Raw genomic sequence first — 12,574 nt, forward strand, 5'->3', positions numbered from 1 at the left:
TTATCATTGAGTTACCAGATTATTTCTCTGCTTTCTCGTTGATAGAATTCTTCGCTAGCTTGTTCAGCAACGTATCGGTTTTCTTTTCCTCGCTTAAGGTCTGGCCTAAAATTTCAGCGGCTTCTTTGTGGCCCAGACGCTCGGCAAAGTGAGCGGCAGTACCGTAACCGGCAATTTCATAATGCTCAATGCGTTGGGCAGAGGCAATTAAGTTCGCATCTCTTACTTCAGGCGTAGCTTTTTCGTCAATGGCTTCCTGGCCTTCTTCAATCAAGCCTTCCATAGCCTTACACTTCATGCGGCCAGGGCTGATGCCTAAAATCTCGCACACCTTTTCAAGGCGGGCTTTATGCTCTTTGGTTTCCTCTAAGTGATTCTCAAATGCCTTTTTCAATTTGGCGTCTTCTGTATTACGTGCCATTTTAGGCAGGGCGTCTATCAACTGCTTTTCAGCGCTGTACAAATCTTTTAGCTGGTGCTCCAGCAAGTCGTCTAAGCTTTTTAGTTTGGCCATAGTGGTATATGTATATCTGTGAATATTCTTCTACTCACGCTATACGAGGCCTTGCTTTTTGGGTTGAAGAAATTAGATAAATGATGAAGCAATAAAAGCTTACCAAAGGGGGAGATATAAGGAAGGTAATATTAGTGCTAGGATCTGTTAAAAATTATAAAAAAAGAATGTTTTCCAGATACAGAAGATCTGGTTAGGTGACTGTTTTGGCTGAAAGAGGAAACCTTTTGATGGAAATGAGAAGATTAACCGCAAACAAAAGCCCCGCTATCAAAACAACAGGGCTTTATGAAATCTATACTTAAACAGAAAAAATTATTTGGCCACTATCTATACCTTATTTTTTATGGGAAAACAGCCATGGCAACAGCCTGGGCTCGGCAAATGTAGCATCCCAGCTGTTATGGTTGGCATTGGGGTAAAGGGTATGCTTAACCTCTTTGGCACCAATCTCATGTAATTTAGAAACTACCCTAGAAGATAAATGAGGTTCCACAATGTCATCTTTGCCCCCGTGAAAGACCCAGAGCGGTACTTTTTTGTATTTCTTGGCATTGCCCACGTTGTCTCCGCCACAAATGACAAAGGCGGCGGCAAAGGTTTTCGGCTCGCGCCGCAATAACTCAAAGGTGCCCATGCCACCCATGGAGAGACCACCTACATACATTCTGTTTTTGTCAGTATACTTTTCAGAGCGAGTTTGCTTTACCAGTTCCTGCAAGAGCTGCATAGGAGGCATAGGGTCACAGCCGGTGAGGAAGTTGAAGTGTCGCTTACCCCCTGGTTCTGTCACTATGTTCACGTTTGACCAATAGCTGTCTTTGGGGCACTGCGGAAAAATAACTATGGCTGGAAACTGCTGCCTTATACTGTCTCGCAGAAATAATTTGCCGCCGTGAGCCAACTGTGATTCGTTGTTGCTGCCCCGTTCCCCAGCTCCATGCAGAAAGAAAAGAACGGGGTATTTTTTATTGGCATCAAAATTCTGGGGGTACAGTATGCGGTAGCGGAGGGTGTCTGCCCCAAAAATAAACTGCTTATGTTCAAATTGAGCTAAGTCCTGAGCCTGGCTGTTAGAGTATGCCATGCTCAGCAGGAATAGCCACAGATAAGAAAATTTTGTAAGCGTATTGGTTCTAAATAGAAACATAAAGACTAGTTAACTAAAGAGCTTCGTTTTCGGTCTGTTTTTGCAAAAGCAAGCCGAAAACGAAGCTACTAAAAGATATTTATTTCACTAAAGTGAAAGAGGCTTTCTGCACATCACGGGAGTTAGTGCCAACATATACATTGAATTCTCCTGGTTCTGCTACGTAGTTCATGTTGATGTCATGGAACTTCAAATCATCCTCAGAAAGGGTAAAGGTGACGGTTTGGGTTTCGCCTTTCTTCAGGAAAATCTTCTTGAAGTTCTTCAGTTCCTTTACCGGTCTTGACACAGAGCCCACCAAATCCTGCACGTACAGCTGCACTACTTCTTCACCGTCAAAGTTACCGGTGTTTTTCACCTGTACCGTTACCTCAATGGTTCCGCCTGGTCTTAACGTGTTGCTGTTTAAGGTAGGGGCGGTGTAAGAAAAGTTGGTATAGCTTAAGCCAAATCCGAAAGGATATAATGGATCATTAGGCACATCTAAATAGCGGGATTTATACTTGTCCAACATTTCGCCACCATATGGGCGGCCCGTGGTTTTATGGCTGTAGTAGATAGGCACCTGCCCTACCACCTGCGGGAACGTAGCCGTGATTTTGCCAGATGGGTTGTAATTCCCAAAGAGAACATCGGCAATGGCGTTACCGCCTTCAGTACCGGCAAACCAGGTTTCCAGAATGGCATCTGCGTTATCATTTTCCCACTTCAGGGCCAATGGGCGACCGTTCATTAATACCACTACCAGCGGTTTACCAGTGGCTTTTAAGGCTTTCAACAGCTCCAACTGATGACCAGGCAGGGTAATATCTGCGCGGCTAGAGGCTTCACCGGTCATGCCTTGTGATTCGCCTACCACGGCTACTACCACATCAGCTTTGCGGGCCACCTGTACGGCTTCACGAATCATTGCCTCCGGAGTACGTTTGTCAATCTCCAGCATTCCGCCGTGCGCGTTGAGGCGCTTGAGCATGAGCGTGTCGCTGGCAATGTTCGCGCCTTTGGCGTAGGTGATTTTTACGTTAGGAGCCACATTTCTAATGCCTTGTTCCACGCTCACCGCCTGTTTCCAGTCGCCGGCGCCGTTCCAGTTGCCTAACTGGTCAATCTGGCTTTTTACCAGCGGGCCAACTAAGGCAATAGAACCAGTTTTTTTGAGTGGAAGCGTCTGGTTCTGGTTTTTCAACAGCACCATAGTGCGGCGGGCAATGTCACGGGCGGCATCGCGGTACTCTTTCTTAAGTAATGTTTCTTTGGCGCGTTGTTCGTTGGCGTAGCGGAAAGGATCTTCGAACAGACCCAACTTGTACTTGCCCTCCAGAATACGGCGGCAGGCAATGTTAATTTGCTCTTCGGTTACTTTGCCGTCTTTTACCAGCTGGTTCAGGTGTTGCAGGAACACCTCGCCCACCATGTCCATGTCAATACCGGCGTCAAGGGCTACTTTGGCAACCTCATATTCATTTTTACCCATACCGTGCGGTATCAGCTCATTGATAGCGGTGTAATCGGTTACCACAAAGCCATCAAAGCCCCATTGCTTGCGCAGCAGATCAGTCATGAGCCATTTGTTGCCCGTGGCGGGTATGCCGTTAATGTCGTTGAAAGAAGACATGACACTGGCGGCTCCTGCATCCAGAGCAGCTTTGTAAGGGGGGAGGTACTCATCAAACATGCGGCGGTCGCTCATGTCAGTGGTGTTGTAGTCACGACCAGCTTCAGCGGCACCATATAATGCGAAGTGTTTTACGCAGGCCATTACAGTATTGTAGGCTGTAAGGTCAGAGCCCTGGTACCCGTGCACCATGGCTTTTGCTATTTGAGAAGTTAACCAGGTGTCTTCGCCAGAACCTTCAGAAATACGACCCCAGCGGGCATCACGGGCAACGTCTACCATGGGCGAGAAAACCCAGTTCAGGCCGTCAGCCGAGGCCTCATCAGCGGAAATACGGGCGCTGCGTTCAATGGCGCCTAAGTCCCAGCTGGCGGCAAGACCAAGCGGCATGGGGAAAATGGTACGGTGTCCATGGATTACGTCATACCCGAAAAGCAACGGGATTTTTAACCGCGATTGGTTGAGCGCCTTCTCCTGCAGCTTGCGCACCGCAATAGGTGTGAAGGTGTTAAAAACACCGCCTACCAGGCCTTTGGTGATTTTCTCGTCTACGTTCTCGCTTACCACTGGGCCTGTTACGGTGAAGCCCACTGACACCAGGTTCAGCTGTCCTATTTTTTCCTCTAGCGTCATTTTTGCCATCAGGTCATCTATAAAGGCGTCCATCTTGGGGTCCCGTGGCTTTGCGGCGTTCTGAGCTCCAGCTTCTGGCTGACTTTTTACAGTTTCAGTAGGTGTTGCCTGGGGTTTCTGTGGGTTCATTTGCGTGCAGCTTCCACTTATAAGCAAAACCAGGGCGAGGGTAATATTTCTCATTTTTATGCGTGTTTTGTGTCGGTGTTTAATTCTGATATTATTGGAGCAGAGAGTACTGCCCTTCTGCTGAGAGAGCTTTTTCTGTTTTAGACCTGTTTTTCTAAAAACTAGCTTAAAACGCAGCCTCTCATTTTGATTCTATGATGCTACTTCTCTCAGATATACCATTTTCATTGATAGATTCTATCTGGAAGTAGTAAGGCAAGTCTTTGTCCATTCCTTTAAAATAGTACTCGCCGCTGCCGTGCACCATAATGGCATTGTAGAGCTTGTCTGGCGCAATGCCCACGTAAATGTTGTAGGCGTACGAGTCTGGCGACTGTGACCACTTGAGCCAGGCGCTGCGTTTGTCTTTCTCGGTGCGCAACACCACCAGATTATCAACAGGCTTGGGTTTGCTGCCCATTCCATTGCCAAACACCCTGAACCCGCTGATTGCAAACTTGCCGGTGGGCATATGAATGTTTTCCAGCTTGAGGTAGCGCGTTTTAACCGGCTCTTTCAGCTCTATGTAGTCATGCGGTACATCGGTTTGGTTCTTGCTTTTGTCTACCAGCACTTTCCACTTTTTACCGTCTGTGGAGTGGTAGATTTTGTATTGGTGGTAGGTGTTGGTTTGTTTGCCTAGAAATTCAGCATCTTGGTCTGCGTAGTTCAGTTGGATGGCGTGAACGGTGCTTAAGGCGCCTAAATCTGTTTGAATCCATTCACCTTTGTTTCCGGTGGCAGCGCTCCAGTAGGTTTTAATGCTTTCGTCTACCGCATAATTAGGGGCGTAAGCGGCCAGGGTAGAAGAGACCATTACAGGTTTGTTGTAGTTCAGGAGCATCCAGCCAGTGAAGCGGCTCTTCAGGTGGTCAGCCGGGCCATTGGGCAGGTAGTGTGGGTAATCGCCAAAGGTGGTATTACTGTACAGCACGCCGTCTTTGTCAAATCCCGCAGGCCATACGCCTAAACGCCGCTCAAAATTGTTCTTCACCGAAATGACCATGGTAGATACATGCCACCAGTTATTCCACTGGTCCTGAAAGGTGTTGCCGTGGCCCGCTCCCCGGGCAAAGCCGCCTGGTTTGTATGCGAACGGGTTGTGCGGTTGCGGCTTAAAGGGGCCTAAGGGGTGTTCGCTTACCTGCACACCATCGGCGTAGCCGCTGAACTCAGTGCCGGGGGCTCCATACTGCAGGTAGTATTTGCCGTTGTGCTTGGTTACCCAGGCACCTTCCATGAACGGATCCAGAAAGGTGTTGTCTAAATATTCGCCAAAGCGCTGCCAGCCAAACTTTTCATGGTTCAAGTGAATAAGCTCTTTCTTTTCGCCGATTGGTTTGAATGTCTTGCGGTCAATCTCAATGCCGTAGAGCGGGTTCACGTTGCTGCTGCCCCAGTAGAGGTACAGGCGGCCGTCATCATCCAGAAAAAAAGCCGGATCCCAGGCACCCACTTCAAAAGGCTCTACGGCTTCCTTCCAGTCGTTTCCTTTGGGGTTGGTGCTCATCCAGAGTGGGAAGTTCTTGTCATGCGTAGACCCGAAGACCAGCATGGTGTCACCCATCACAAACACGGCGGGCGCGCAGAGGTCATCATAGACCTTGTGGTGCGGCTTCAGGAACGACTTGGATACGAAGTTCCAGTTATATAAATCGCTGCTCCACCAGTAACCCCATTGGTTTGTGGAGAAGAGGTAATAATCACCTTTGTAGGTCACAATGACAGGGTCTGCGGTGGCGCGGTGCTTCCCAGACTGCGTAAAGTCAGGGATGGGCGTGTAGCCGTAGTCCAGATTCATGGGATTGCAGTAGGTCAGCTGCTTTTGCTGCGCCTGTGCCATATACCCGATGAACAGGAAGAAAAGGAAAAGTTTTAATCTCATTTTGCTGCCTCCGCGGGTATTTTGTCGCTTTTGAAATTCAGTTTTCTGAGTCCATTCTGCACGTCTTTGTTTGACATGAACAGTTTCCAGAGAAGGCCGGTGCGGTAGTTTTCTATCATGACAATGATAGGACCCTGGTCTATGGCCAAATAGGAGTTGGCGTACCAGTTATGGTGCTCGCTGAACGCATCTACAAAGCCGTACTCGCCCCAGATTTTATCGCCCAGGTTGTTGTAGAAATGCTTGAGCGCCTGCATAGAATACTCAGGAGTGTAGGGGAAAGCAGACAGGGCAGCGGTAGGAGTGATCACGCCTAAATCCTCGGTAGGGGAGTGGGCAGCGTAGCCGCGGTAGCTATCTGAGGCGGTGAGCCCCCAGCTATTTGGGCCGTAGCCTTTGTATTGCTTGGGGTTGTCTATACAATAAGCACGGTTAATAAGGGTGTGGTTTCTGTTCTGCTCCCAATAATCAGCATAATTGTCTTTTAGGCCGCGTGGATCTAAGCCCAGAAAAGAGTAATGGGAGAAGAAGAGTGGCCCGCCGTAGTCAAAGCCCAGCGGCAGCTTTATGTCATAAAACTCCCGATCATTCCGGAAGTGATTGCTGTTGGCCCAGCCTTGGTGGTACACCTGTGGTGAAATGGAGTAGCGCGGTGAGGAGGCAGCTAATACATAGGTAATAAGACATTCATTAAAGCCTCTTATCTGGTGGTTCATGCTCCAGCCGTTGTTAGGGCTCCAGTGCCAGTACAGCACGTTCTGGTTGTCTTTCGTGTGCCAGTTCCATTCAATCCCATCCCAAAGCCACTGTATCTTGTTGCGAAGCTGGTTTTCAGTATTATTATTGTTAGTGAAGTATTGCTTGGCGCAGAGCAGCCCCTGAAACAGAAAAGACGTTTCTACTAAATCGCCGCCGTCATCTTTGGGGCTGAAACGGATGACTTTGCCGGTTTCACCGTTAAGCCAATGAGGGAATACGCCATGAAACATATCGGCTTTCCAGAGGAAATTCACAATTTTAAGTACCCTTTCAGATGCCTGTTCACGGGTAATCCAACCTCTTTCCGCAGCCACTATAATGGCCATCACCCCAAAACCAGTGCCACCGGTGGTCACTACTTCATTGCCATAGTCAAAGGAGGTGTTGCTGCGTTCCCTTGCCATGCCGCTTACCGGGTGACCGAAATCCCAGAAATACTTGAACGTCTGCTTCTGCACCAGATCCAGCAATTGCTCATCTGTTAAATTCTGTGGGCGTTTTACGGCGCTTTTCTTTTGGGCAACGGCTGAGGTGAAAAGGCAGAGGAATAGAAGGAAGTATATGAAAGATTGCTTCATGGTTTAGTAGGCATTAAATTGAAAAAGCCGCCTGTTCTCTTTGGGGTATTTCAGGTAAGAAGGTGGTCTGTCAGAAGCTTTTGCTTCAGATAGAAACAGGATTAAGAAAAAAGGGGTTGAGTATAAAATGTTTAGAAACAAGATGTTTCGGGGCTGTTTTCATAAGAGCAGCCCCGAAACATACTTTTGTTGTTCTTATTTCTCTGAGTTGTACATGGCCTGCACTTCGGCACCCGTCAGAGCTGTGTGGAAAATACGGATCTCGTCTAAGCTTCCTTTGAAGTGGTTAGCTGTTGGGAAGCTGTAGCCGCCCCAAGGCTCTGTTGCCCACATGGTGCCTCCTCTTGATTGGTTGAACCCAAACGCTAATTTGTCTTCCACTTCTGTGCTTCCGCTGAACTTAAGACCTTTCATAGTCTTTAACTTTTCACCGTCAGGCAGTAACGTGAAGTTGTCTTTTTCCATAAGTTCTCCGTTCACGTAGAGGAACCTAGATTTTGTGGCACCATTCACCACGAAAGTAATATGTGCCCACTTGTCTTTGATTAAGGCAGATAATCCGCCGGCGTTAGTTAAATCTTTCTCGGTTTCAATGGCTGCCCAGCCTCCGTTAGTTCCGGTTTTACCGTCTCCGTTGAAAGAAAAGTCATTCGCTCCGGTGCTACCATCTGCCCACTCATATTGAGCGGCAATTTTAATGGAGTTATAGCTTTTTGGTACTTCAATTCCCAAGCCTTGGAAAGCACCCAGACCCATCACAAAGTGGTCTCTGTCACCATTGTCAGAATTAAGTTTCATCCAGAAACTCAAGGTGAAGTTGTTTGCATTCAGTAACTGGCTTCCGTTGGCGATCTCAATGATGGATGTAGAACCGTTAAACACTGCCGCTTTGTTAGCTTGGTTTTTTCTGTCTGGGCCATAGGTAATGTCAATACTGGCGGCAGGGTTGAAGTTGCCTACTATGGCATTAGTGTTTCCGTCAAAAGACCAGTGTGCCAACGTGCCAACCAGGGGTGCGGTACCAGCAGTAGTGAAGTTCTTTGTCTTGGTGGCTAATGTTTGCCCGTCAGAAGATTTAATGGATCCTAAAGTCAACGTGTAGGCGGTACCGGCGGTAAGGGCTGCATTAGGTGTTAACGTAACCTCTGAACCGCTCACTGCTATAGCAGCAGGTACACTTGTGGTTTCACCCTGCTTGGTAAGCGTTACAGTAGTGTTTGTTGCAGAGGTGGCGTCTACATTGGTAGAGAAAGTAGCTTTGATAGCTGCATCAGTAGGCACATCAGTAACTGCAGTAGTAGTGTTGAGGTCTACCGTTCCGGCCATCAAAGACTTTAGCTCAAATTTGGTAGGTTCTGCTGCATCGTCATCGCCGCAGGCGGTAAAAGAAATAAGCGCTATGGCTGCCAGCCATACACTCCAACGATTTAGTTTGTTTTTCATGTGTGCGTTTTAATTTAATGGGTAACTATTATTGAGTGAGAATTTCAGGAACTGTCATCTTGAACTTGAAGTAATCCGGCAAAGGGCTCAGGTGAAAAGAGTCCTTTGCCGGAGGTATTTTACTGAAGTAAAATTCTGGAGGTGGTGGTGCCTTTGGCCGTTTGCACTTTCAAAAGGTACAGCCCTTTGCCCAAGCCTGAGGCATCAATTTGCTGCACTCCTGTTTTGGCAAAATCTTTCTCCAGCACCTTTTGGCCAGAAGCAGTAATAAGCGTGATCTTTTGAATGGTGCTACCGTCTTTGGTGGCAATGTTCAACAGCCCTGAGGTAGGGTTAGGGTAAACGCTGTAGTTCGCATTTCTTTCTTTTGATATTCCTAGCGGATCATTATTGATGATGGCTTGGTCAATATTCATACCTACCACGCGGTCAAACAAGATACGGTGCGCCAGGTTATTCATGTGCACGCCATCGCCGCTGTTGTAGATGGTTTTCATTTGGTTTGTTTCATCTGGGAAGCCGGTCCAGAAGTCAATGGTGTTGTCGCCAAATTTGTCTCTGGTTGCCTGCACCATGTCTACCTGAATCTGAATTTTGGTTTGGTCGCCGCTGAAGTTTCTAGGCTGGGTGGTGGTGACGTATAGAGGCACGTTGGCATCAGTAGCTAACTGGGCTATGGTATTGTAGTTGCCCATTTGAGTCTGCACTGAATACCCTTGGGCTGCATCATTAGACGGCATGTTAATGATTATGGCGTTAGGGTTGTAAGAAAGAGCCTTGGTAATGTTGTTCTGCGGGTTGTTGTCTGGCAAAATGCTAAAAGTGGTATATCCGCCCACAGCCAAATTCACTACGTTAAAGTCTGTGCTTTTTTGAGTAAGGTAAGTTCTGTACCGCCACACCCAGGCACTGTCTTGTACGGTAGGGCCAGCACCTGCCGCAGTGGAAGAACCTAATACTACAATAGTATAGTCTTTTCCGTTGTCTGCCCTAATGGTAAATGGATTGTTGCTCACATCTGAAACGGTGGCGTCATCATGGTCTTTGATGCGCACTATGGCTTGGTTTGTAAGGGTAGATGGAACTGTCCAGGTATACTTTTTATTTATCGCGGCTATTGAAGAGGCAATTGGAGACCAGCTGGTTCCATTGTCTGTGGAGTATTCCAAATCGGCGGAGATAATATTTTCACTCTGCCAGCTAACGGTTACCTGCTTTCCGGCTTCCCAGCTTTCATTGCCATTTGGAGAAAGAAGTTTTACTGATTTTGGACCAGCGGTAGAAGAGGTGTTTAAATAGGTTATTCTGATTACTCCCAAGTAGTAATAACCATCTGCGTTCGTATTATTGTCGCCAGTGGTGGCAATAACCGTGATGGTTCCGTCATCGGCAGGCATCATGTTGCTTACCCGCACAAAATATCCTTTAGGCCCAGCTGGGTTAGAGGCTACTACCTGAGTGGTTTTTCCGGTAACAGTATATTTGGTTTCACGGTTAGCATTAGCTACAGGATCTACCCTGTTGGCAAAAATGGCAAAGCTGTAAGCTGTCTGAGGGTTGAGGTTAGAGAAGGTTACTCCACCCGTTGGCTCAAAGCCACCTACCGCAGATCTTTTACTCCCGAAGAAGCTGTCTGAAGAAGCATTGTACGGAATCCGTAGGGAATCATCGGCAGCGGCGCCAGCTGTGTTGCTACCATCATTAAAAGCATCTGTAACGGCCACAGCAATGTTTGAATTGACACCTTGGTAGTTGACAAGGTTTGCCACAGCACCAGCTTTAGAATCAGTTACGTTGTTCCAACCTCCCGTTGAAAGCCTGGTACCGTTACCAAAGTCAATGTTGATGGTGTCTTTTGTGCCTTGAGCAGAAGCGCTAATATCAAAAGAGTACTGAAATAAAGTTACTAGCAAGAGCGCCAGGAACTTTGGGCAGAATAGGTTGAGTAAATTTTTTCGCATGGTAGAAATTGTTAGTTAGTTTCTGAAGTGATTAAAGCTTATGCTAAAGAATTCTCAGGCATAAGAGCAAAAAGGTTTAATGGAGAAAAACGGTGAGCTCTTTATTGACAGTGCTGTTTTTAAGCCGGAGGCGATACGTGGCTGGAGAAAGATTTTTACCAAAATTGGCTGTATGCAACCCGTTGGCTTTGTTTTCATCTTTCCATACCGTTTCAACCACGGTGCCGTCTCCTTTCTCCACAGTTAGGGTGAGACCTTGTTCGTTTTGCACGCTTACCGCTATCTGATAGGCATCATAGTCAGGGTGCTTTAACAGGTCAACCAAATTGGCTTGTACCTCAACTATAGCCAGCGGGAATCCGGTCTCATAGTTTGGCTTGGAGATATTCGCTTTCGCCAAGCCGGTTTGTATTTCCGGTAAATCGGTGAACAGAGACCATAGCAGACCACTGCGGTAATTCTCAATCATGGTAACAATAGGCCCCTGGTCAATGGCGAGGTATTGCGTGCCAACCCAACTTTTGTCTTTGTTATAGGCGTCATAAGGACCGTAAGGGCCAATCATGGTATTGCCTAAGTTTTTGTACAGGTACCGAAGCACCTGCATAGAGAAGTAAGGTGTGTAAGGGAAGGAGGAAAGAGCCGCCGTTGGTGTTACGGTGCCGTTGTCATTGGTAGGGCTGTGCGCTGTGTAACCATTGTACGTGTCTGAAGCCGTTAAGCCCCAAAGACTGGCAAAGTAACCGTAATTTTTAGGGGCGGTGTTGATGCTGTATGACCTGTTGATGAGCGTGTGGATGACATTCTGCCTCCAGTAGTTAGCATACTGGTCTTGCAGCTGACGTGGGTCTAAACTGATAAACGAGTAATGGGCAAAAAACAACGGGCCGCCAAACGCAGGGCCTAGGGGTAATCTATATCCTTCATATGTGTTGCCGTTCACAAAGCTTCCGTTCCGGGTCCAGGAGTTTTGGTATACCGCAGGAGCAATAGGATGGGTAGGGGAGGCAAGCGCCAACACATAGGGAATAAGACCCTCATTCCAACCACTAATAGGCATGTTCATATCCCAGCCGAAGTTGGGGCTCCAGTGCCAATACAGTTTGTTGTCGCCTCTAGAAGCATACCAGTCCCACTCCACTGTCTCCCAAAGGTGAGTGATCTTGTTACGCAGCTCCGTTTCTTTAGCGTCTGATCCGTTAAAGTAGGCCCGGGCCGTGAGCAACCCGTTTACCAAGAACGCAGTTTCAATGACGTCACCGCCGTTGTCTTTGGCGCTGAACGCAATTACTTTGCCTGTGTTGCCGTTGAGCCAATGGCTCCAAACTCCATGAAACCGGTCAGCAGTAGTCAGGAAGTTGGTGATTTTAAGTAATCTGTCTACTGCTTGAGTGCGAGTGATGAAATTGCGATGGGTACCTACAATAATAGCCTGAATGCCAAAGCCGGTTCCGCCACTGGTAACCAAATCGCCGGAAGTGGTTCTTTCCCTTGCCATTCCTGAGGTAGGGTGGGCAAAGTCCCAGAAGTAGTTGAACGTCTGCTGTTGCACCTGGTCCAATAACTTTTTGTCCTCTACCGTGGAGGTTGGCGGAATAGGTTCTGGGTCAGGCGTAGGATCTTCTTTCTCTTTGCAGCCTAGGGTATATTCCATGCAAAAGAGGGTGATTAGCAAAAGCGGGAGGCGTTTCAACAATTCCATCATAAGCTCCGGTTACTGGTTTGTAAAAGTTGTATTTGGTAAACTAAAGAAAGTAAGCACCCAGTCCCACTCTGAAAGAGGGGCGGTTTAGGGCTGTTTTTCTGAAAACAGGTCAAAAACAGCAGCTTCAGGGTATAGCTTTTTCTTGTGCGGTATGGGGTGCGAC

General features: G+C 47.6%; 8 protein-coding genes. All 8 read right to left on the minus strand.

Going from position 1 to position 12,574, the window contains the following annotated elements; all coding sequences use genetic code 11:
* Nucleotides 1-19: 19 nt before the first annotated feature.
* The 8 genes from A8O23_RS00635 to A8O23_RS00670 all read right to left on the minus strand — a co-directional run bounded on the left by A8O23_RS00635 (nucleotide 20) and on the right by A8O23_RS00670 (nucleotide 12,360).
* Nucleotides 20-514 (minus strand): YciE/YciF ferroxidase family protein, encoded by a 495-nt coding sequence (locus A8O23_RS00635; RefSeq protein WP_066615333.1) that lies wholly within the window; start codon nucleotides 512-514, stop codon nucleotides 20-22.
* A gap of 337 nt (nucleotides 515-851) precedes the next feature.
* The gene (locus A8O23_RS00640) at nucleotides 852-1,601 is read right to left on the minus strand and encodes a carboxylesterase family protein (RefSeq protein WP_066615334.1); all 750 of its coding nucleotides are present in this window, start codon (nucleotides 1,599-1,601) and stop codon (nucleotides 852-854) included.
* A 142-nt stretch (nucleotides 1,602-1,743) separates the two neighbouring features.
* Nucleotides 1,744-4,041 carry a beta-glucosidase BglX gene (gene bglX, locus A8O23_RS00645; protein ID WP_066615335.1) on the minus strand — a complete coding sequence of 766 codons (2,298 nt, stop codon included), beginning with the start codon at nucleotides 4,039-4,041 and terminating at the stop codon, nucleotides 1,744-1,746.
* Nucleotides 4,042-4,222: 181 nt separating this feature from the next.
* Nucleotides 4,223-5,965 (minus strand): family 43 glycosylhydrolase, encoded by a 1,743-nt coding sequence (locus A8O23_RS00650; RefSeq protein ID WP_066615336.1) that lies wholly within the window; start codon nucleotides 5,963-5,965, stop codon nucleotides 4,223-4,225.
* Nucleotides 5,962-7,302, minus strand: coding sequence for a glucoamylase family protein (locus tag A8O23_RS00655; protein WP_066615338.1), 1,341 nt, complete (start codon nucleotides 7,300-7,302; stop codon nucleotides 5,962-5,964). The genes A8O23_RS00650 and A8O23_RS00655 overlap by 4 nt, the downstream gene beginning before the upstream one ends.
* 195 nt (nucleotides 7,303-7,497) lie before the next feature.
* Entirely contained in the window at nucleotides 7,498-8,745 is a 1,248-nt protein-coding gene (locus tag A8O23_RS00660; protein WP_066615339.1) for a LamG-like jellyroll fold domain-containing protein, read from the minus strand.
* Nucleotides 8,746-8,864: 119 nt separating this feature from the next.
* A complete protein-coding gene (locus A8O23_RS00665) occupies nucleotides 8,865-10,706 on the minus strand; it encodes a GDSL-type esterase/lipase family protein (protein WP_066615340.1) in 1,842 nt (613 codons plus the stop codon).
* Between the two features lie 76 nt (nucleotides 10,707-10,782).
* Nucleotides 10,783-12,360 carry a glucoamylase family protein gene (locus A8O23_RS00670; RefSeq protein WP_066615342.1) on the minus strand — a complete coding sequence of 526 codons (1,578 nt, stop codon included), beginning with the start codon at nucleotides 12,358-12,360 and terminating at the stop codon, nucleotides 10,783-10,785.
* Between the last annotated feature and the right edge of the window lie 214 nt (nucleotides 12,361-12,574).

Origin of the sequence: Rufibacter roseus, assembly GCF_001647285.1 — a bacterium.
Taxonomy (GTDB): domain Bacteria; phylum Bacteroidota; class Bacteroidia; order Cytophagales; family Hymenobacteraceae; genus Nibribacter; species Nibribacter roseus.

Excerpts from the sequence above, each read along its gene's own strand:
- A8O23_RS00665 (WP_066615340.1), bottom strand. The coding sequence starts at position 10,706 with ATGCGAAAAAATTTACTCAACCTATTCTGCCCAAAGTTCCTGGCGCTC.
- A8O23_RS00650 (WP_066615336.1), bottom strand. The coding sequence starts at position 5,965 with ATGAGATTAAAACTTTTCCTTTTCTTCCTGTTCATCGGGTATATGGCA.
- bglX (WP_066615335.1), bottom strand. The coding sequence starts at position 4,041 with ATGAACCCACAGAAACCCCAGGCAACACCTACTGAAACTGTAAAAAGT.
- A8O23_RS00660 (WP_066615339.1), bottom strand. The coding sequence starts at position 8,745 with ATGAAAAACAAACTAAATCGTTGGAGTGTATGGCTGGCAGCCATAGCG.
- A8O23_RS00655 (WP_066615338.1), bottom strand. The coding sequence starts at position 7,302 with ATGAAGCAATCTTTCATATACTTCCTTCTATTCCTCTGCCTTTTCACC.
- A8O23_RS00640 (WP_066615334.1), bottom strand. The coding sequence starts at position 1,601 with ATGGCATACTCTAACAGCCAGGCTCAGGACTTAGCTCAATTTGAACAT.
- A8O23_RS00670 (WP_066615342.1), bottom strand. The coding sequence starts at position 12,360 with ATGGAATATACCCTAGGCTGCAAAGAGAAAGAAGATCCTACGCCTGAC.
- A8O23_RS00635 (WP_066615333.1), bottom strand. The coding sequence starts at position 514 with ATGGCCAAACTAAAAAGCTTAGACGACTTGCTGGAGCACCAGCTAAAA.